Source organism: Marinomonas pontica (genome assembly GCF_026191375.1).
Taxonomy (GTDB): domain Bacteria; phylum Pseudomonadota; class Gammaproteobacteria; order Pseudomonadales; family Marinomonadaceae; genus Marinomonas; species Marinomonas pontica.
In genome coordinates, this window is record NZ_JAODTL010000040.1 from 56,499 (window position 1) to 77,800 (window position 21,302).

Below are 21,302 nucleotides of genomic sequence, written 5' to 3' on the forward strand. Positions count from 1 at the left end.
CATAACACATTTGATAATGCTTGAACGAGATGTCTAAATGGGAATTCCCCAACAACTTCTAATTCGCACCACATTTTTATTGGCCGCTGGCTTAGCGTGGACGCAGGCTAACGCCATTACACATTACCAATCGGGTATTTCGGATTCTGAGTGGCTTCTTGCGGGCGATATTTTTTCTTGCAGCTTAACGCATCCCGTGCCGAATTATGGCGAAGGTCATTTTATAAAAGAAGCGGGCGAACCGATGAAATTCATCCTGCAACCGCAGAATGAAAAGTTGGGCCCTGGCCAAGTGTATATTATTTCCCAAGCGCCTGATTGGTCGCCGGGCGTGAAGCCAGAAACGCTGGATATTTTACCTTACCCAGGTTATGGGTTAACCGTGGAAGTGGGTGGCAAAGTGGCGGAACGTATGTTGACGAGCTTGGATCGTGGTCGACATCCAGTGGTCGCTGGAACCGCGTGGGAAAACAGCCGAGAAACCGTAGAAGTAGGGCTGTCGAACATTAATTTTGCACCAGCCTACAACGAATTTAGACGCTGTTTGTCCAGTTTATTGCCCGTTAATTACGATCAGATTGCCAGAACAGCGGCCTTGTTTACGACAAACGGAGTTGATCTTACAGACCGAATTAAAGCTCGTTTAGATTTGGTGGCCTTGTATGTGTCTTCCGACCCCAGTGTGGAATACATTTACATTGATGGTCACACAGACATCATTGGTTCGCGTCGAGATAACCGAGAATTGTCTAAAATACGCGCCGAAAAAGTGACGGCGTATTTGCTTGAGAAAGGCGTGCCCGCGGCCAAAATTATCTCTCGTTATCATGGTGAACGTTATCCTTCAGCGACCAACAATACGGCGCAAGGTCGAGAACGTAACCGACGTGTGACGATTCGTTTGGAAAAAATGAGGCGAGTTGATTTGCCGATTTTCTGATTGTCTCTGAATTGTAAGAAATAGCCCTGTTTTGCCGATTTATCTGTGTAGAACGGGGCTTTTTACTTGCTAAGCAAGAATCGAGATCTTACACTTACCACCCTTTTTTTAAATTATTTGCGCCGCCATGTACTGGTTTGAAAGCATTGGTGAGGGAGCGCGAGCTCGTTGAGGAGAATAGAGATAATGTCTGACGTGAAGAAGGTTGTGCTAGCCTATTCAGGCGGCCTAGATACTTCCGTAATCGTGAAGTGGCTTCAAGAAGAGTATAACTGTGAAGTGGTTACCTTTACCGCTGATTTGGGTCAGGGTGAGGAAGTAGAACCAGCTCGCGCTAAAGCTCAAGCGTTGGGTATTAAGGAAATCTACATTGAAGATTTGCGCGAAGAATTTGTTCGCGACTTCGTTTTCCCTATGTTCCGTGCCAACACTATTTACGAAGGTGAGTACCTATTAGGTACATCGATCGCTCGTCCATTGATTGCAAAACGTTTGATCGAAATTGCCAATGAAACGGGTGCGGATGCTATTTCTCACGGCGCGACAGGCAAAGGTAACGACCAAGTGCGTTTTGAACTTGGCGCGTACGCATTGAAACCTGGCGTTAAAGTGATTGCACCTTGGCGTGAATGGGACCTAACGTCTCGTGAAACGCTAATGGCTTACTGTGAAGAACACAAAATTCCGGTTGATTTTTCGACTAAAAAGAAAAAATCGCCTTATTCTATGGACGCTAACTTACTGCACATCTCTTTTGAAGGGGATCAGTTGGAAGACCCATGGACAGAGCCAGAAGACGACATGTGGCGTTGGTCTGTTTCTCCAGAAAATGCACCAAATGAACCTACTTACATCGAAATTGGTTACGAGAAAGGCGACCCAATTTCTATCAATGGTGAAGCAATGTCTCCTGCAAATATCTTGGAAACATTGAACAAGATTGGTGGCGCGAACGGCATTGGCCGTGTTGATATCGTAGAAAACCGCTTTGTTGGCATGAAAGCGCGTGGCTGCTATGAAACACCTGGCGGCACTATCATGATGCGTGCTCACCGCGCCATTGAGTCTATTACACTAGACCGTGAAGCGATGCACCTGAAAGATGAAATGATGCCTCGCTACGCTAAATTGATTTACAACGGTTTCTGGTGGTCAGAAGAGCGTCGTATGATGCAAGCTTTGATCGACACATCACAAAAATACGTAAACGGTACAGTGCGCCTTAAGTTATACAAAGGTAACGTAAGCGTGGTTGGTCGTCAGTCTGATAACAGCTTGTTCGACAGCAAAATTGCGACATTTGAAGACGATGCTGGTGCTTACGATCAGAAAGACGCAGCAGGCTTCATTAAGCTGAATGCACTTCGTATGCGTATTGCCGCACAAAAAGGTCGTGGTTTTCTAGATAACGACAAGTAGTCACTGTCTGTTTTAGAAAATTAAGCTTTCAAAAAACGCTCCGTTCTTGCAGAATTGGGGCGTTTTTTATTTTTGTACGCTTGGTCAATGTTTGTGATTAGATAGACTGAGTTGACTGCGTAGTGGTGTTGGGTAGGACGATCTACCGTAACCCATGTTCATACTGAAGGAAGGCTATAATGACAATTTATAATGTTGGCTCGATTAACCTCGACCACCTTTATCAGCTTGATCACTTTGTTCGACCTGGTGAAACCATGGCCTCAGACAGCTACCAATGTTTACTGGGTGGTAAAGGGGCGAATCAGTCTGTGGCGTTAGCCAAGGCAGGGGCTGACGTTAAACATGTCGGTGCTGTGCATCACAGTGATCAAGCGGTGATTGATCAGTTAGAATCGCTTGGTGTTAACACGGACTTAATCAAGCGAGTAGACACAGCCACAGGTCATGCAATTATTCAGCTCACCAAAGCCGCGGAAAACTCGATTATACTGTACCAAGGTGCAAACCATACGTTGTCGGAAGCGCAAATTGACCAGGTGTTATCCAGTGCAAGTGCTGGTGATTGGGTGCTGTTGCAAAACGAAACCAATCTGATCGAATACACCATGCGTAAAGCGCAACAGCATCAGGTCAAGGTTGCGTTTAATCCAGCGCCGATGGATGCAGAGCTGACAAAGCACGTTTTGGAGTTTGTTGACTTATTGATCGTCAACGAAGTCGAAGGCATGGATTTGATGGGAACAACAGATATCGACAGTACCATCGCTGCGTTTCCGAAAGCGTACCCTGAACTTGCGGTTCTCATGACGTTAGGAAAAGCGGGTGTGTGCTATTTTAGTGGCAACGAAACCTTGTCTGTGGACGCTTTTTCGGTTGACGCTGTCGATACGACCGCGGCAGGGGACACATTTATCGGCTACTGTTTGTCTTCTTTAATGAGTGGGGACGATATGACTCAGGCAATTACTCGTGCCTGTGCAGCCTCTGCCATTTGTGTTACACGTTTGGGGGCGGCGTCATCCATTCCAACACAGGACGAAGTGACGGCTTTTCTTGCTGAACATAGTTAGCCAAAACCGTTAACCAAAAGAATTCGCTAAAAATAGTTAGCCAAAATGACATAGCAAACAACAAATTGCTAAAAGAGGAACAGAAACATGGCTCGTAAAATTATTATTGATACCGATCCGGGTATAGACGACGCAATGGCGATCTTTTTTGCCTTCCAAGCGCCACAGCTTGACGTGCTGGGTCTGACTACGACGTTTGGTAATGTGTCTGTGGAATTGGCAACACAAAATGCCATTACCTTGACGGAAATCGCCAAGGTAAATGTGCCTGTGGCGAAAGGTGTTGCGGTACCAAGTAAAATAGCCCCACGCCCACACCCTGACTTTGTTCATGGTGCTGATGGTTTTGGCAATATCGATTGGCCTGCGCCAAAAGGCCAAGCCGTTGATAAAAGCGCCGCGCAGTTTATCGTTGATACCGTGCGTGAATTTCCAGGTGAAGTGACCATAATCGCTCTTGGTCCGCTAGGTAACTTGGCAAAAGCGCTTGAGCTTGATCCAGAAGTAGCCAACTTAGTCGATGAAGTGGTGTTAATGGGTGGCACTGCGATTGAATACGGTAACGTATCCCCAGTAGCGGAAGCGAACATCATGAACGATCCTCATGCGGCGGATAAGGTATTTACTGCGCCTTGGCAAGTGACCATGATTGGTCTGGATGTGACGCATCAAGTATTGTTGGATAACCCTATTCTAGAGCGTATTAGAGAAGCAAACCCAACAGAGGGTGGCTTCTTGTACGATTGCGCTCAGCATTACATTAATTTCTACAGCAGTCGATTTGATATGAATGGGTGTTACTTCCATGATGCATCAACCATTGCGTACGTGTTAGATCCGAGTATTTTTGGTGTTGAGTTGGGTGCCGTTCGCGTAGCGTGTGAAGGTATTGGCATCGGCCAAACGATTTTTGCACCGCAGGGTATGAGTTTTCCTGAGCCCCATTGGAATGATGTACCAATGACGCAAGTGTGTATGGAAGTGGACAGCCAAAAACTATTGGCATTATTTGAGACAACCCTGTCTTAAATCGTTAGAATGGCGCAATCAAACTGGAAGGCATGGACAGTAACCCCATGCCTTTTTTTATTTATAAAGAGAAAGATATGAAATTATTAGTTAGAAACCTAGCGCGTAACACCACAGAACAAGAGCTAAGAGTCTTGTTTGCAGAACATGGCACATTGCAATCTTGTAATCTTGTAATGGACAAAGAGACCGGCGAATCAAAAGGTTTTGCCTTTGTTGAAATGCCAAAAGTCGGTGACGCTAAAGTGGCCATTAAAATGCTAAACGGCAAAGAAGTTGACGGATCAAAAATTCGTGTGAAAAAAGCAGAAGAGACTGCGAAAAAAGTGGGTAGCGATGACGCAGAGTAAAATCCGCATCGAGTAATCTGCTATCCTAGCTTGTCTTTGTTATGAGCTAGGAATGAGCGTCAGCAAATGCTTTGATAAACTCCACATCTTTGTTTGAAATCGTATGATAAGACAGCTTTATATAGTGCTTATTATGCTCATTAAAGACATCCAATTCTGGGTCACACAGCGCGACAATCGTGGCTGTTTTTCCTTCATGAATGGCCTTCAGCTCCAGTTTTACCATTTTAGACCCCTGTAAACCTCCTGGTGCTTCTACTTCGATTTTTTGTGTTGATATGTGTGTGCAATGGATTGGCATAACCATCCCATTGGTCAAATACAAAGAACCCGTCCAAAAGCAACGAACATAGGGTGAATGAGAAATAGACACAGGAATTATCCTTTGCTGGGTGAAGAACTAAAATCGATAACGATGCGTTTGCAATCGTCATTATAATGCAAGAATGTTCGCAATGGATAGTTGCAATAATATGATGCAAATCAAGGTGTTGCACATGCACGTACAACACCTTGAGTTTTGGGGAGCGTAAATCGCAAGTGAAAAATTAGCTTACTTGCTTAATGGTTTCTCCTAGAGCATTGATGAGACTGTCCATTTCAGATTGCTCTGTTGTAAATGGTGGTGCTAACTGAATGGTATCGGCACCATAACGCACGTAATAGCCTTTCTCAAACATGGACATAGCAATCTGGAAAGGACGTTTCGCAGGCTCGCCATCGACTGGGGCAATGGTGATGCCCGCTGCAAAACCGTAGTTGCGAATATCAGTGACAATAGCGCTCGCATCTTTCAGTTGATGCACACAGTTTTCCCACGTGGAGCTCATGCTGCTAACACGCTCGATCAGACCTTGTTTCTTAATTTCTTCAAGTGACGCCAAACCAGCAGCACAAGCAATAGGGTGGGCAGAATACGTATAGCCATGTGGTACTTCTAGCATATAGTCTTGGCCACCATTATCCATAAAGGTATCGTAGATCTCTTGCTTGAACGCCACAGCGCCCATCGGAATCACGCCATTGGTGACCTGTTTAGCCATGGTAATAACGTCAGGAGTGACGCCAAAGGCTTCTGATCCCGTTTTTGCCCCCATACGACCAAATGCAGTAATTACCTCGTCAAAAATTAACAAAATATTGTGTTGATCACAGATCTCACGCAAACGCTTTAAGTAGCCTTGCGGTGGCACAATGACGCCAGCGGAACCTGACATAGGCTCGACAATCACGGCGGCAATGTTTGATGCATCATGCATTGTAATAAGGTTAATTAGATCGTCAGCACGTTCTTTGCCTTGCTCTGCCATGCCTTTGGTAAATTCACTCCCCGGCACTTGAGTATGCGGTAAATGATAAGACTCTAAACCTTGACCGTACAGCGTGCGATTCGCGGGAATACCGCCCACGCTAAAGCCAGAAATACCAGCGCCATGATAGCCCTTTGCGCGGCCGATGAATTTTGTTTTCGTACCCATGCCTTTTTTGCGCCAGTATGCACGAGCAATTTTTAATGCCGTATCTACCGATTCAGAACCTGAACCTGTGAAGAAAACGCGGTTCAAGCCTTCAGGCATAAATTCGGTAATCTGTTCGGCCAACAGGAAAGATTTCTCGTGACCAAACTGAAAAGCAGGGGAGTAATCCAGAGTTTTTACTTGTTGAGCCACCGCTTCATTGATCGCTGGAACACTGTGGCCTAAGCCGCAAGTCCACAACCCAGATAAACCGTCAAAGATCTGACGACCATCAAGGTCAGTGTAATAGTTGCCCGCCGCAGATGTAATAATACGAGGGTCTTTCTTAAACTGACGATTGCCTGTGTAGGCCATCCAGTGTGCATCAAGTTGAGCTTGGGTCAAACTGGATTTAGTAATGTGGCTCATATCAAACTCTCTCTAAAGTTGAACATCAATAGAGTAAGAATGCCGAGCAAGAAAGGTTTAATAAATGTGATGTTATTTAATTTTAGATTAGTCTTTGATTAACTAATGGTGGAGTCGTTATGAGCGTTCGCCTGTCTACAAAATTAAGTAGAGGTTTTGTCCTTGTATTCGCAAAGGTCTTCAATAATGCAGGCATCGCATTTAGGCTTTCGAGCGACACAAATATAGCGCCCATGAAGAATCATCCAGTGGTGAGCATCTAATAAGAACTCTTTCGGGACGAACTTGAGCAACTTCATTTCCACTTCTAGGACGTTTTTGCCCGGTGCGACTTTGGTTCGATTGCCAAAGCGAAAAATATGCGTATCCACTGCCATGGCCACTTGGCGAAACGCCGTATTGAGTACCACATTGGCCGTTTTACGACCAACACCTGGAAGGGCTTCCAGTTCTTCTCGTGTTTCTGGCACCACGCTGTTGTGTTTATCGATCAGTATTTGGCAGGTTTTGATGGCGTTTTCGGCTTTGGCGTTAAATAAGCCAATGGTTTTGATGTAGCTTTTTAGGCCATCAACGCCAAGCGCCAACATGGTTTCTGGGGTGTTGGCGACAGGGAAGAGTTTGCGTGTGGCTTTATTGACGCTGACATCTGTGGCTTGAGCAGAAAACAAAACGGCGATCAAAAGTTCAAAAGGCGAGCTATATTCTAGCTCGGTTACGGGATTTGGGTTTTCAGCTCGTAAGCGAGAAAAGATCTCGTAGCGCTTTTCTTTGTTCACAATAAGTAGCCTTTATTTACTTTAATACCCCCTCCCAACCTCCCCCTTAGCAGGGGGAGGAGCTTAGAGCTTTTTACTCCTTCCCAACCTCCCCCTTAGCAGGGGGAGGAGCTTAGAGCTTTTTACTCCTTCCCAACCTCCCCCTTAGCATGGGGAGGAGCTTAGAGCTTTTTTATTCCTTCCCCTTATCTTCAAGGGGAAGGCTAGGATGGGGTTGTGTAGATCTTGGTGTAAAGTGTTAACTAACCTGCCCAGTCACACGAACGCGTTTCGATGCGCTTGGGCCGTCTTTGGCTTTTTGCGTGGCAACGCGTTTTTTCTCACGTTCGTCTAGGTAGTTTTTGCCGGCGATCAACAAGCCTAAGCCAATGAAAGCGCCAGGTGGCAATACAGCAAATAATACATTTGGGTAGTTTTCAAAAACGACGACTTTCCAATGAATGGCCATGTCGCCGAATAAAAGCTGCATGTCGGAAAACAGTGTTCCTTGTCCGATTAATTCACGCATAGCACCTAAGGTAACGAGGATAAACATGAAGCCCAAGCCCATCATAAAACCATCGAGCGCAGAAGGCAGCACAGGGTTGCGGCTAGCGAAAGCGTCAGCACGGCCAAGTATCGCGCAGTTTGTCACGATAAGCGGAATGAAAATCCCCAGAATCTGGTACAACTCATACGTGTAAGCTTGCATGATCAACTCGATCGACGTGGTGAACGAGGCGATGATCATCACAAACGCAGGAAGACGAACGGCATCAGCAACATAGTTACGGATGATAGAAACCGCAATGTTTGAACCCACTAATACCACTAAGGTAGCGAGCCCAAGACCCAGTGCGTTAACCACCGTGCTGGTGACGGCCAGCATAGGACACAATCCCAACAACTGAACCAAAGCAGGGTTGTTTTTCCAAATGCCGTTATAAATGATTTCAGCGTAATTCGCGCTTGGCTTACCCTCGTCTTGGGTCGCGTCACTTGTTGCTATTTCTGCGCTCATTTTCATTGGGCTATCCTAATACGCTAACAGCGTATCTTTGTGTTGATCAAAATAAATAAGGGTGTTTTTCACCGCGCGAACCACGGCGCGAGGGGTGATGGTTGCGCCGGTAAACTGGTCGAAATCACCGCCGTCTTTTTTCACGCCCCAGCCTTTTAAGCTCGGGTTTTCAAGCGACTTATTAGCAAAACCTAAAATCCACTTGGATTTTTTGAGGTCGACCTTGTCACCTAGCCCCGGTGTTTCTTTATGACTAATGACTCGGCTGCCCGTCACTGTGCCGTTTTTATCAATGGCAACTAACATGTCTAAATTGCCGTTATAACCGCGTGGTGCGATGGTTTCGAAGATGATTCCCGACACGTCACCGTTTTTGCGAGCGATGTGAATCTTGATGCCTTCTTCGCTGCCCAATAACGGATCAGCAGGCAAGTACGCGGTGTCTTTGGTTAAATCATTGTCGTACAAATCCGCAGGCAAAATTTCGTTAAAAGCGGAAATTTGCGCATCCAAAATGTTGTTCTTGATGGTGTTGTCTGTGAGCTGGTGAGTCGTGGCAATAAGGCCTGCTGTCAGCACCGCAAAAATAGCAAGACCCAGACTGTTGCGACGAATAGAGGCGAACAATTCCATTAGTTATCCTCCCCAACTTTTAAACCGGATTTGGCTTTTTTGTGGCCGTAGGTTCTCGGTTGTGTGTAGTAATCGATTAACGGTGCCGCGAAGTTCATCAGCAATACACCAAACGCCACGCCATCAGGATAACCGCCCCAAGAGCGAATAATGTAAATCAAAATGCCAATACCGGCGCCATAAATCAGTTTGCCGCGATTACTGGTGCAAGATGACACTGGGTCAGTGGCAATAAAGAAGGCACCAAACATGGCTGCGCCAGTGGTTAAGTGGAAAAACGGTGTTGCCGTATCGGTTGGGTCGATCAAATGAAACACGCCAGACATCACCAACAAAGCACCAAGCAACGCGGCGGGCGTGTGCCACGTAATGATACGCAACCAAATCAGTGCCAGACCACCCACAAGGTACGCTAGATTTACCCAAAGCCAGCCGTTTAAGCTAGGGACTTGAAGAGCCGCAATGCTGCTAAAAGCCGTTTGCGTGTCTAACAAGTCTTTGTGTTTGAAACCATCTAATGGCGTTGCCATGGTGTAGCTGTCGATCACCGGAAGGTGATGGAAAATGGCTTGTAAACTTTGTAGGAAAGACAAAGTCTCACCCGCAGAAATCATACTTTGCACGCCCAACCACTGGCTCATAGGAACAGGAAAAGACACTAAGACAATGGCATAACCGACCATAGCAGGGTTGAATGGATTATTGCCTAAGCCGCCGTAGAGCTGTTTCGCAAAGATGATCGCAAACGCAACGGCGGTTACTGTTACCCACCAAGGCACAACGGGAGGCAGGGCAACGCCTAACAACACCGCGGTTAATAGGGCACTGTAGTCTTTCAAGAAGAAACCGACAGCACGACGACGAATGGCCAAAATGGCGGCTTCACTTAATAATGCTGTGATGCAGGCAATCATTAGGTTGATAAGCGTGCCCCAGCCAAATAGCCAAGTCTGTACGACTATGCCGGGAATGGTCGCTAAAATGACCATCTGCATCACCCAAGAGGTGCGGCGTCCTGCACGTTGTGTGTGGGGGAGGTGATCCTCAATAATGCCATTTAACGATTCTCTTGCATGTTGGTTTGCGAATGAATAAGTTTTTCTAACAAGGCTTCAGCGCTTTGCAGACGTTTCTCGGCTGCATCAATCTCTTGGCGAATGCTGTTGGTGTCTTCTGGCGAGTTTTCTAGGCGCTTGTTGAGCTTGTTTATTTGCGCTTTTGCTAATGCCACCGCAATTTTTTCTTTCTTGATTTGCGTGGCCAGATCCATGTCAGCCGCGGCTTGAGCTTCAGCTGGCACCGCCTTAGTTTCTGTTTTAGCCGTTGCTGGTGTTGGTTGCTCGCTTTCTAGTGTAGCCAGCTTTTCTTGCGCTTCGATCAGTTTTTTAGGCCATTCTGAAGCGTTGATTTCGCTTTCGTCCTTGCCTTGGTCTTTTAAAAGCTGAATGTTTTTCTCGGCTTTTTTAATGCCGGCCTTGGCAATGGCCAGATCAATTTTGCGTTTCTTCGCGGCATCGGCATTGGCACTGTCTGCTACGGATTCGGCTTTAGCGGTTGTCGTTTCTGCCGTCTGTGTTGCGGCTTCTGGATTGGCTAAGGCTTTCTCTAATTCGTCAGCGCGCTGTTGCGCGTCTTGCAATTGCTGACGGATAGCATCTATTTCTGGTGCGTTAATCTCTTCCGCTTTCTTCAAAGCTTTTTCGACTTTTTTTACGGCCGCTTTGGCGATAGCCGCATCGATCTTGAGCTTCTTCAGATCATCATTGGCTGCGGCTTTAGGAGCGCTTGCCACCGGTGCGCTGGCGCCCAATGTCGCCAAGATGGCTTGTGCGGCTTTAAGATCCGCTTCAAATCCAGCGACTTTGTCTTTTAGTTCTTGGTCGTCTGGTGACTCGTCCAGTTGTTTCTGTAGCTTTTTCAATTTCACGCCAATGAGCGCCACATCGATTTTGGCTTTTTTCAATTCGTCATTGGCTGGGGCTGGTGTAGCCTCGGCAGCAGGGGCGGCTTGTGCTACGTTCGCCAGCTGAGCTTCAAGAGAGGCAACGGTCTTTTCTTGGTCGCTGACTTGCAGTTGTAAGCTGTTGATGTCTTCCACATGCTCTTTTTCTTGCGCTTCTAGTAGCTGTTTTTGCAATTTCTTCAGCTTAGATTTGCCAATGGCGATGTCCACTTTTAGCTTTTTAGAATCGTCTGATGCAGGCTCTGCAACGGCAGGTGCGGCCTTGGCAGGCGTTGCTTTCTTCGCATCTGTAGTTTTGCTTGGCGCGGCTTTTTGACGAGCCAGACGTTTCGCTTCTTTTTCTGCGGCTTCGGCGTCTTGGCGAGCTTTACGGGCTTCAAAACGTTGCTTCGCCAAGTCGGATTTAACGTTGGCTTCACGAGCTTCGCGGATGCTGCTTTTCGTGTGGCGATAATACTGCACCAAGGGAATGCTGCTTGGGCACACATAAGAGCACGCGCCACATTCGATGCAATCGAAAAGGTTGTGATGCTCGGCTTTTTCGAACTCTTGGCTTTTACTGAACCACAATAATTGCTGAGGCAATAAGCTGGCTGGGCAGGCTTGTTCGCACATACCGCAACGAATACAAGCTTGCTCGGGAGCCGGTGTTGGCAGTTCTTTTTTGCTGGCCGCCAAAATGCAGTTGCTGGTTTTAACGATTGGCACCAACGGGGAGTCAATTGTATATCCCATCATTGGGCCACCCATAATTAGGCGGTGTAGCGCGTTCGGATTTGCGTCAGCGTAATCCAATAAATGGGAAATGGGGGTGCCCAGTAAGACTTCCACGTTTTGAGACGCATTCAATGCATCACCCGTTAACGTGGTAAAACGCGAAATCAGTGGTCTGCCGAGTTTTATGGCGTCATGGACAGCAACACAGGTGCCGACGTTTTGACACAAAATACCGATGTCGGCTGGGTATTGTCCACTGGGTACTTCTTTGCCCGTTAAAAGCTGGATTAATTGTTTCTCACCGCCAGACGGGTACTTTGTTGGTACAACGGCGACTTGAATGTTGCTATTACGTTGTGTCAGCACGGTTTTTAAGGCCGCGATGGCGGTTGGTTTGTTGTCTTCGATACCGATGACGACGTTTTCGGCTTCCACTAGGTGTTGAAGAATTTCGATACCCAATACTAACTCTAGTGTTTTTTCACGAATGAGCATGTCATCTGCGGTGATGTAAGGCTCACATTCGGCCGCGTTAATAATAAAATGTGTCAGCGGATTTTTGTGCGCTCCCTGCAGTTTTACCTGTGTTGGAAAGCCCGCACCGCCCATGCCGATGATGCCCATTTCGGACAAATACGCCAACACGTCAGTTTTGCTGATGTCTTGCCAGTTGTTTAATGGTTCTAGTGTTGTCCATGTGTCTTTGCCGTCTGGGGTAAGGATAATACAAAGGTCACTTAAGCCAGACGGGTGAGCAATCAAGCGCTCTTCGATTGCGCTGACCGTGCCAGACGTTGGAGCATGCAAAAAGCTGCTCAAAAAGCCGTTGTTAATGGCAATGGCGTCGCCTTTTAGTACGCTATCGCCCACTTTGACTAAAGGGCGTGAGCTTTGGCCAATGTGCTGACCCAGTGGTAAAATAAGCTCGCTTGGTAAACTAGGGCGACCCAATGGCAGTTGCAAAGACTGCGCTTTGTTTTCAGCTGGGTGGATGCCACCGTGGAAGGAGAAAATACTGGCGGTTTGCATTAGTGAACAACCTCCGCTTGACGATCCGTGGCAATAATATTCAATGAGGTGGCCGCGATACCTTGCGGTTTGTCCCAAGACCAAGTTTTTGCTGTCACGCCAACTTCTACCATATCAATACAATCTACTGGGCAAGGTTCGACACACAGGTCACAACCTGTACATTCATCCGCAATCACGGTGTGCATTTGTTTTGCTGCGCCAAGAATGGCGTCCACAGGGCAGGCTTGAATACACTTGGTGCACCCAATGCATTCATCTTCACGAATCACCGCCACACGTTTTGCGGTTTCTGTGCCGTGATCGCCATCCAAAGGCACGGCTTCTACATCCAGCAAGTCCGCTAACGCTTGAATGGTGCTTTGTCCACCCGGTGGGCAATGGTTAATCGCTTCGCCGTTCGCAATGGCTTCGGCGTAAGGACGACACCCTGGGTGACCGCATTGGCCACACTGAGTTTGAGGAAGTAGGGCATCAATTTGGTCAACAATCGGGTCGCCTTCTACGTGGAAACGCACATTGGCGTAACCCAAAATAGCGCCAAAAACCAGTGACAGGAGCACCAACATTCCGATAGCGAGTAAAACCGTTAACATCGTCGTACTCCTAAATCTGCACAAGGGCGGTGAAGCCCATGAAAGCCAGAGCCATCAGACCCGCCGTGATCATACCGATGGCAGAACCTTTGAAAACAGTCGGTACGTCCGCCACGTTAATGCGTTCACGCATTGCCGAGAACAGAATCAAGACGAAAGAGAAGCCCACCGCCGCACCAAAACCGTAAAGAATGGATTCAACAAAGCCGTTTTGCTTGCTGATGTTTTGCAGCGCCACACCCAATACCGCACAGTTGGTGGTAATTAATGGGAGAAAAATACCCAATACGCGATACAGCAAAGGGCTGGTTTTATGCACCACCATTTCGGTGAACTGAACGACAACCGCAATGACCAAAATGAACGAAATGGTTTGTAGGTATTCAAGACCAAATGGCTGGAGTATGTAGGTATAAGTGAGATAACTACACAGGCTCGACAAGGTCAAAACAAAGGTGGTCGCCATTGCCATGCCAATCGAGGTTTCTAGTTTTCCAGACACACCCATGAAAGGGCAAAGACCCAAAACTGTACCAAAACAAAGTTATTAACCAGAATGGTACTGACCAGTATCAGGAGATATTCAGTCATCTCAAATCCAAAGTATGCGGTGAATAGTATGTGGTTTTAGATGTATCTAGGTAAAAACATCTGTGAGCGTAACTATACCAATCTGCTTATAACTAACAAAGCTAAAAGTATCGTATTTTTAGTCTGATTTAGTATATAGATAATAGGTTACGCTTATATAAGTATGATTTATGTTTGCTTATTAATGCCAATGCTCACCTTATCAATAAATGTTCGCATTTATCACAAGGTGAGCATTGAAGTCAGTCACGATATGAGCGGACGATAGCCCGCTCAGCTAGGTTACATCACGCGTTGGCCAGGTTTTGCACCAGCATGAGGTTCCAGTAGGTAAATTTCTTCACCGCCAGGCCCCGCAGCCAATACCATGCCTTCAGACAGACCGAACTTCATTTTACGTGGCGCAAGGTTAGCCACCATGACTGTGTGTTTGCCTTCTAAGTCTTCTGGCTTATAAGCAGACTTAATACCAGAGAACACAGTGCGAGTTTCGCCACCAATGTCCAAGGTCAATTTTAGCAGCTTATTGGCTTTTTCAACGTGCTCGGCTTTCACGATTAAGGCGATGCGCAAATCGACTTTAGCGAAGTCGTCAAAAGTAATCTCGGCTTCGATTGGCTCTTTGCTTAGCTCGGTTTCAACCTGAGCGGGTTGAGCGGCTTCTTTGGCTGCCGCTTCAGCCGCCGCTTCTGCTTTGCCTTCTTCGATGATGGCATCAATTTGCGTTTGCTCAATACGGCCCATTAGTGGCTTGAATTTGTTTACCGTGTTGCCAAACAATAATTCGCTGCGGTTATCCCAAGTTAGCTCTTTGCCAAGGAAGGCCTCGGCGTCGGCCACCAAGTTTGGCATCACCGGCTTCAAGTAGGTCGCTAAGATGCTAAACAAGTTCAAGGCAACCGTACAAACGTCCTGAACTTTCGGCAACGTCGCTTCGTCTTTTGCCAATACCCAAGGCGCTTGAACCGCAATGTATTCGTTGGCTACGTCAGCAAGGCGCATGACTTCACGAATGGCTTTACCGTATTCGCGGCTTTCAAAATGTTCCGCAATCACATCGCCCGCGTCGACGAACGATTGAATCATTTCCGCTTCGCTCACGTCAGTCGCTAATTGGCCATCGAACTTTTTGTTGATGAAGCTGGCGGTACGGCTCGCGATGTTAACGACTTTACCCACAACATCTGAATTCACGCGCTGCAAGAAATCGCCTAGGTTAAGGTCGATGTCGTCAACACGAGAGTTTAGTTTGGCTGCGTAGTAGTAACGCAAGTACTGTGGGTCCAAATGCTTCAAGTAAGTACGGGCTTTGATAAAAGTACCGCGCGACTTAGACATTTTTTCGCCGTCAACGGTGACGTAACCGTGTGCGTTGACCGCTGTTGGTGTGCGGTAGCCAGCACAGTCCAGCATCGCAGGCCAGAACAAGGCGTGGAAATTGATAATGTCTTTACCGATGAAATGGTAAAGCTCAGCGTCAGAATCTTTGCCCCAGTAATCGTCAAACTCTAACCCTTCGGTGCGATCACACAGGTTTTTGAAACTCGCCATGTAACCAATCGGAGCGTCTAGCCAAACGTAGAAGTATTTGCCCGGCGCGTCTGGAATTTCAAAACCAAAGTAAGGCGCATCGCGGCTGATGTCCCATTCTTTTAGGCCAGAATCCAACCACTCAGATAGCTTGTTAGCCACTTGGTCTTGCAAGGTGCCGCTGCGTGTCCATTTCGCTAGGAAATCTTGGAAATCTGGCAATTTAAAGAAATAGTGTTCAGAGTCTTTCTCAATCGGTGTCGCACCAGAATAAACCGAGCGAGGGTTGATCATTTCCATTGGCGTGTACGTCGCAGAACAGACTTCACAGTTGTCGCCGTATTGATCTTCTGCTTTACACTTAGGGCAAGTCCCTTTAATGAAACGATCCGCAAGGAACATTTCTTTCTCTGGGTCGTAGGCTTGCACGATAGAGCGAACCGCGATTTTGCCATTGTCACGCAGGGCTTTGTAAATGCTGTTTGAAAACTCACGGTTTTCGTCAGAATGCGTAGAATGGTAGTTGTCGTACCCAATCAGGAAGTCATTAAAGTCCGCCATGTGCTCTTGGCGAACACCGTCGATCAATTCTTCTGAGGTAATGCCTTGTTGTGCGGCTTTGATCATAATGGCCGTGCCGTGCGCATCATCCGCACACACAGCAGTACAAAGATGGCCGCGCATTTTTTGAAAACGCACCCAGATATCGGTTTGGATGTGTTCCAGCATGTGCCCCAAATGGATGGAACCATTTGCATAAGGAAGGGCGCTGGTGACTAAAATTTTGCGTTGCGTTTGTGCCATTTTTGATAAGCCTGCTGCATTAAAAAAGGTCGGGTATTCTATCAATAATTAAGAGCGAATGACGAATGATAAACGCCTCAAGATACGGATAGTGTATAGAAAGCCGTCATTATAAGTCCCAATCACTCATGTGCAAGGGGTAGCTTTCTTACCTTGACTTGCTTTTCCATAATTTGCCCCCACACTTGGCACAACGTTGTAAAATAAACTTTATCTTTATTACCGCCTTACTAGGAGCCCCCATGCTAACCGATGCCCAATTACAGGCGAGTTTAGAAACCCTAATCGATGACAATAGCGGCCAACCTTATGGTGCTGTTTGGCGAGTTGTTGCCGATGACAGCCGCGTTCATGTCAGCTTGACGCTTGGTTACCCTGCGCAACAAGAACACGCGATTTTAGAAGCTAAGATCAAAGAGCTGATGGCCGATTCTCGCCGTCTAGAACTCGATATTGACTACCAAGTAAAGAGCCACGCAACTCAAGGCAACATTGCCGGACTGAAAGGCGTGAAAAACGTCATTGCTGTGGCATCTGGAAAGGGCGGTGTGGGCAAATCCACCACCACAGTTAACCTTGCCCTTGCCATGGCGAAAGAGGGGGCTCGTGTTGGTATTCTAGATGCCGATATCTACGGCCCAAGCCAAGGTATGATGCTAGGCTTTGCCGAAGGCACTCGACCACACGTTCGCGAAGACAAATTCTTCGTGCCGCCAAGCGCCTTTGGTTTGCAAGTGATGTCCATGGCATTTCTCGACCACCAAAGACACGCCCGTAGCATGGCGTGGTCCTATGGTAACGGGTGCTTTGATGCAGATCTTGACGCAAACTGATTGGGACAATCTTGATTACCTTTTTCATCGATATGCCACCGGGCACGGGTGACATTCAACTTACCCTAGCGCAAAAAGTGCCAGTGGCCGGTTCTGTGATCGTGACAACCCCACAAGACATCGCCTTGCTGGATGCTCGTCGCGGCATTGAAATGTTCAACAAGGTTAAAATCCCAGTGTTGGGCGTGGTGGAAAATATGTCCACTCACATCTGTTCTAACTGCGGCCATCACGAAGCCATCTTTGGTGACGAAGGCGGTGCAAGTTTAGCAAAAGAATATAACGTCAATGTGCTGGGCAAACTGCCACTTAGCCTTGCGATTCGTGAACAAAGCGATGCAGGTCGTCCTATCGTCGTAAATGCCCCAGAAAGTGACGCGGCAGGCATTTATCAGTCGATTGCACGCAAGCTTGGTGCTACCCTTGCATCCCAACAGAATGTACAAACAGCGATGCCTATTATTGGTATGAGCGACGATTGAGGAAAAGTAATGCGTTTGTGTGACCGAGATATTATAAAAGCCCTAGACGAAGGTTCCATTGTCATCGAACCCCGCCCAGATAACAGCGTCATCAGTGGTGTATCTGTTGACCTACGATTGGGCAACTCGTTTCGTGTCTTTCAAGGTCACCCAGCGCCTTATCTTGATCTAAGCAGCTCAAAAGCCGACTTAAGCAAAGTTATAGAATCCGTGATGAGCGAAGAAATCCTTGTCGAAGACGGCAAACCTTTCTTCATCCATCCGGGCGAACTCGTACTTGGCGTCACCAAAGAATCCGTCACCGTGCCAGACAACCTAGTGGGCTGGCTTGACGGACGTTCCTCTTTAGCGCGCCTTGGCTTAATGGTTCACGTCACCGCACACCGCATCGACCCAGGTTGGAGCGGCGGCATCGTTCTAGAATTCCTTAACGGCGGCAAATTACCCATCGCCCTAAGCCCAGGCATGACTATTGGTGCCATCAACTTTGAAACCATGTCGGGCTCTGCGGATCGTCCTTATAACAAACGGGATAACGCTAAGTATAAAGACCAAACCTCCGCGGTTGGCAGCCGGATTTCCGGTGATAAATCTTAGATCCTTTATAAGATCGACTAGAAAGAGGCCTCGGCCTCTTTTTTTGTGTCTAAATTCCCTCCCTTATGTCTTCCAAGGGGAGGGCTAGAGTGGGGTTAATCTCTTCTTTGGGTTCCATTCAAACGCTTTGTATTCCCAACCTTTTTCCGCTCTGCTGAGCGGGTAACTTTTTGCAAGCGCCCAAAAACTTCAGATTAAAGGAAAGCAAAAATTCGCTTTATCGGGCTATCGCCCAAACGTCTCATTCATATTGTTTAATACAGGTTTAGCAACACGATCTTTACTGTAAGGCATAGATTGTTTTTGCTGGTGGAGGGGGAAGGTATTTTTAACTGACCCTGAAACTCCATAAAGTCGCGCAACTTCGTCGCGTCGAACTGACTTCTAGAGAGAAACATAAACTGAAGATATACGTCATTTCCCACAAGGGGATAGGTGCCCGCGAAGGCGGGAATCAATCTTTGACGGTTAGTGATAGCGTGCTTATTTAGCTTAATTTCGTATTTTTTAGGTTGATAAATGTACAGTCTGTTGACATAAAAGCCTGAGATAACGATACTAAGCATGTAGATGACGTGGCGGTAGAGGCATCCCCACATGAAAAACACCAACCTCATTTGACGTCGCGGCGGTAGAGGTATCCCCGCAATAAATAGCATCAACCTCAATGGAAGTTCTACTCGAAAAGCCCTTATTTTATAAGGGCTTTTTGTTTTTATAACAAGGATGGTTATGAAAATCAGGCTGTTAACAGAAACTGCTTACAATCGAATAATTACACTTCAAGAAACCATGAGTAAAAAAGATCGTGGTTATGGTGTGATTCCAGTCAAGATTCAAAATATCACCTTTGCGATTCCATTTCGAAGCAATATGGCTCATAAACATGGGTTTAAAACCATATTCCACAATGGCGTCTGGAATGGTGTTGACTACTCCAAAGCCATCGTCATTACAGAAGACGATCTACAGCCAAAAGCTTTCAAACTTCGTAGCGAAGCGGAATACCAAAAAGTAAAAAATAACAAAGACAAAATTCAACGGCAATTTGAGAAGTACGTAAACGACTATGTCTCACAAGCAAAATTGGGAAACCTCCCGAATCTACAGCGCTTTGGTTATACTACGTTGGTTAATTACCATGAAGAGCTTGGGGTGTAGGGTGTTATGAACGCAGCTGCTTGGACGTTTGGGCGAGAGCTCGACAATAGAGCAACCCCATCCTCCGCCTTCCCCTTGGAAGACAAAAGGGGAAGGGACTAAGCCCTCGCCCAGCAGGGCGGAATAAACTTGTAGCTAAAAGTCATTGAGAAGTCACAAATCTACTTGCAGACCAAAAAAAATTAACCCAACCATACGAAGTACCAACCTATGCGTTTACTAAAATCCTCGATCCATCCAAGCATCGAGTCTGTCGATCAACCCTTTTTTACGTCTTGCTGCCCGTGGGATTATTTTAAAAGGCGAGGATATTTTGATGCTGTATACCCAGCGTTACGATGATTATACCTTGCCAGGTGGTGGGATTGATGAAGGGGAAAATCATGTGGAAGGTTTGATCCGTGAGTTAACGGAGGAGACGGGGGCGCGGAATATTCGCAATGTCGAGGTGTTTGGTTTGTATGAGGAGTTTCGGCCTTGGAATAGGGATGGTTTCGAGATCATGCAGATGAAGTCTTATTGCTATACCTGTGACATTGACGAGCAGTTAGGTGAGACAAGTTTGGAGGATTACGAGGTTAACAATGGCATGAAGCCGGTGTGGATTAGTGTTCACGATGCCATTAAGCATAATCTCGATACGATTAAAAACAGCGATAAAAAAGGCATGTCGATTGAGCGTGAAACCTTTTTGTTGCGTTTGATCAGGGATGAGTTGCTGACGGTTGTAAGTTGATTTTAACGCCCATTTGCGTCTTTCTTAGGGCGCTCTGGTTTTTTCAGAGCGCCTTTTTAGAACGTGTTTTGCGGTGTTATAGCCTTTTGCTTTGCTAAGGTGTTTGCAGATCTTTCACTTCATATTCGATGTTTTGGCGTAAATCCATTGGCAAATGCAATGCGTCTCCTAGTCTGTCTAGGTAGCGTCGTTCTTCGTCGGTATCGATATCAACCGCGAGTAAGGAGACTAGGTAAATTTCTGTGGCCTGTTCTTCGTTTTCAGATAGACGAGCGATTGCGATAGGGTCGCTGGTTGCGCGCAGTTGTTCTACTAAGAATTGTTGTTCTTCTTTGCCAATCCCTAGGTCTTTGATTTGTTGTTCAATTCGAGTGCGTTCTGTCGCGTCGATATGGCCGTCTGCTTTGGCGGCGCTGATCATGGCTTTGATTAGTATGAGGTGTGTATTTTGTGTTTGCTTGCTCGGTTGTTCTTCAGCGAGGTCGAATATGCTGCCAGTTGGGACATCTGGCAGGGTATTAGTCGAATCTGAGTGAACGCTCTTCTTGGGCGTTGCTGGAGCGGTTTGTGCTGTGGTTTGGTTCTCTTTATGGTCACGCCAAGCCTTGTAAGCGATTCCGCCAACCGCTGCCATGCCTCCATATTTGATTGCTTTACCGCCCATTTTTCGGGCTTTTTTGTTGGTTAATAACATGGCGGCTAATCCGCCAGCTGCAGCGCCTCCCAAAAGCCCACCGGGCATAGAGCCAGATTTTGCTTTGGTGACGACTTGGTCAATTCCTGAGCCTGTAGAGCCCATAATGCTGCTTAGCAGTGAGTTGATATTCATGATTAATAACCTCCAATTTATTTATCTGTTTTTTATCAGACTGGAGAAGCGTGGGAGAGTTCATCTTTGGTGGTTTTGTTCCCTTTCTTTTACTCTTTAATTACGTTATTCAAGGGAAGTAAGTCGATGACTTATCTGCGTTAATCTAATAAAAAGAGTGGCTTTGCGATGTGTTATTGAGCATGAAATTTATTGTTAGTCTCGGTCAGAGGGCGTTGTTGGTGGTTGTGACCTGAGATGGCTTCTGTGTTTCTTTGGTTTCATGCATTAAGGTTGGGTATGTTGACGAGAACGTTTTTATGTTTATGGGTGTGTATTTTATTGC

The 21,302-nt window shown here is 46.7% G+C and carries 18 protein-coding genes and 2 pseudogenes; 9 read left to right on the forward strand and 11 right to left on the reverse strand.

The window, feature by feature from the left end; translation table 11 throughout:
- The first annotated feature begins 37 nt into the window (after positions 1-37).
- The 5 genes from N5P32_RS10030 (at position 38) to N5P32_RS10050 (ending at position 4,811) form a co-directional block, all read left to right on the forward strand.
- Positions 38-940 (forward strand): flagellar protein MotY, encoded by a 903-nt coding sequence (locus tag N5P32_RS10030; RefSeq protein ID WP_265728944.1) that lies wholly within the window; start codon positions 38-40, stop codon positions 938-940.
- A 186-nt stretch (positions 941-1,126) separates the two neighbouring features.
- The gene (locus N5P32_RS10035) at positions 1,127-2,359 is read left to right on the forward strand and encodes an argininosuccinate synthase (RefSeq protein ID WP_265728945.1); all 1,233 of its coding nucleotides are present in this window, start codon (positions 1,127-1,129) and stop codon (positions 2,357-2,359) included.
- 179 nt (positions 2,360-2,538) lie between these two features.
- A complete protein-coding gene (locus N5P32_RS10040; RefSeq protein ID WP_265728946.1) occupies positions 2,539-3,432 on the forward strand; it encodes a ribokinase in 894 nt (297 codons plus the stop codon).
- Positions 3,433-3,519: 87 nt separating this feature from the next.
- A complete protein-coding gene (locus N5P32_RS10045; RefSeq protein WP_265728947.1) occupies positions 3,520-4,461 on the forward strand; it encodes a nucleoside hydrolase in 942 nt (313 codons plus the stop codon).
- A 77-nt stretch (positions 4,462-4,538) separates the two neighbouring features.
- Positions 4,539-4,811, forward strand: a complete 273-nt coding sequence (locus N5P32_RS10050; protein WP_265728948.1) for an RNA recognition motif domain-containing protein — start codon at positions 4,539-4,541, stop codon at positions 4,809-4,811.
- Positions 4,812-4,857: 46 nt separating this feature from the next.
- On the opposite strand, the gene N5P32_RS10055 is transcribed toward N5P32_RS10050, so the two are convergent.
- From N5P32_RS10055 to metG, 10 genes and pseudogenes are all read right to left on the reverse strand, one after another.
- Positions 4,858-5,184: a hypothetical protein gene (locus N5P32_RS10055; protein ID WP_265728949.1), complete on the reverse strand. Its 327-nt coding sequence runs from the start codon at positions 5,182-5,184 to the stop codon at positions 4,858-4,860.
- A 175-nt stretch (positions 5,185-5,359) separates the two neighbouring features.
- The gene (locus tag N5P32_RS10060) at positions 5,360-6,697 is read right to left on the reverse strand and encodes an omega-aminotransferase AptA (RefSeq protein WP_265728950.1); all 1,338 of its coding nucleotides are present in this window, start codon (positions 6,695-6,697) and stop codon (positions 5,360-5,362) included.
- A gap of 143 nt (positions 6,698-6,840) precedes the next feature.
- The gene (nth, locus tag N5P32_RS10065; RefSeq protein WP_265728951.1) at positions 6,841-7,476 is read right to left on the reverse strand and encodes an endonuclease III; all 636 of its coding nucleotides are present in this window, start codon (positions 7,474-7,476) and stop codon (positions 6,841-6,843) included.
- Positions 7,477-7,714: 238 nt separating this feature from the next.
- Complete coding sequence (locus N5P32_RS10070; RefSeq protein ID WP_265728971.1) at positions 7,715-8,476, reverse strand: electron transport complex subunit E; 762 nt, start codon at positions 8,474-8,476, stop codon at positions 7,715-7,717.
- A gap of 15 nt (positions 8,477-8,491) precedes the next feature.
- Positions 8,492-9,109 (reverse strand): electron transport complex subunit RsxG, encoded by a 618-nt coding sequence (gene rsxG, locus N5P32_RS10075; protein WP_265728952.1) that lies wholly within the window; start codon positions 9,107-9,109, stop codon positions 8,492-8,494.
- A complete protein-coding gene (locus N5P32_RS10080; protein ID WP_322783854.1) occupies positions 9,109-10,098 on the reverse strand; it encodes an RnfABCDGE type electron transport complex subunit D in 990 nt (329 codons plus the stop codon). Before N5P32_RS10080 ends, rsxG begins: the two co-directional genes overlap by 1 nt.
- A 68-nt stretch (positions 10,099-10,166) precedes the next feature.
- Entirely contained in the window at positions 10,167-12,818 is a 2,652-nt protein-coding gene (gene rsxC, locus N5P32_RS10085) for an electron transport complex subunit RsxC (RefSeq protein WP_265728953.1), read from the reverse strand.
- Positions 12,818-13,414, reverse strand: a complete 597-nt coding sequence (gene rsxB / locus N5P32_RS10090; RefSeq protein ID WP_265728954.1) for an electron transport complex subunit RsxB — start codon at positions 13,412-13,414, stop codon at positions 12,818-12,820. The genes rsxC and rsxB overlap by 1 nt, the downstream gene beginning before the upstream one ends.
- Before the next feature lie 10 nt (positions 13,415-13,424).
- A pseudogene (rsxA, locus tag N5P32_RS10095) lies at positions 13,425-14,005 on the reverse strand (electron transport complex subunit RsxA).
- Positions 14,006-14,287: 282 nt separating this feature from the next.
- The gene (gene metG / locus N5P32_RS10100) at positions 14,288-16,339 is read right to left on the reverse strand and encodes a methionine--tRNA ligase (RefSeq protein WP_265728955.1); all 2,052 of its coding nucleotides are present in this window, start codon (positions 16,337-16,339) and stop codon (positions 14,288-14,290) included.
- Positions 16,340-16,581: 242 nt separating this feature from the next.
- Between metG and apbC the strand changes: the two are divergent.
- The 4 genes and pseudogenes from apbC (at position 16,582) to N5P32_RS10120 (ending at position 20,148) form a co-directional block, all read left to right on the forward strand.
- Positions 16,582-17,654 (forward strand): annotated as a pseudogene (gene apbC / locus N5P32_RS10105) (iron-sulfur cluster carrier protein ApbC).
- A 9-nt stretch (positions 17,655-17,663) separates the two neighbouring features.
- Positions 17,664-18,251 carry a dCTP deaminase gene (gene dcd, locus N5P32_RS10110; protein ID WP_110573774.1) on the forward strand — a complete coding sequence of 196 codons (588 nt, stop codon included), beginning with the start codon at positions 17,664-17,666 and terminating at the stop codon, positions 18,249-18,251.
- 732 nt (positions 18,252-18,983) lie between these two features.
- Positions 18,984-19,412 (forward strand): type III toxin-antitoxin system TenpIN family toxin, encoded by a 429-nt coding sequence (tenpIN, locus tag N5P32_RS10115; RefSeq protein WP_409371097.1) that lies wholly within the window; start codon positions 18,984-18,986, stop codon positions 19,410-19,412.
- Between the two features lie 316 nt (positions 19,413-19,728).
- The gene (locus tag N5P32_RS10120) at positions 19,729-20,148 is read left to right on the forward strand and encodes an NUDIX domain-containing protein (RefSeq protein ID WP_265728957.1); all 420 of its coding nucleotides are present in this window, start codon (positions 19,729-19,731) and stop codon (positions 20,146-20,148) included.
- Between the two features lie 94 nt (positions 20,149-20,242).
- On the opposite strand, the gene N5P32_RS10125 is transcribed toward N5P32_RS10120, so the two are convergent.
- Positions 20,243-20,977, reverse strand: a complete 735-nt coding sequence (locus N5P32_RS10125; RefSeq protein ID WP_265728958.1) for a tellurite resistance TerB family protein — start codon at positions 20,975-20,977, stop codon at positions 20,243-20,245.
- Between the last annotated feature and the right edge of the window lie 325 nt (positions 20,978-21,302).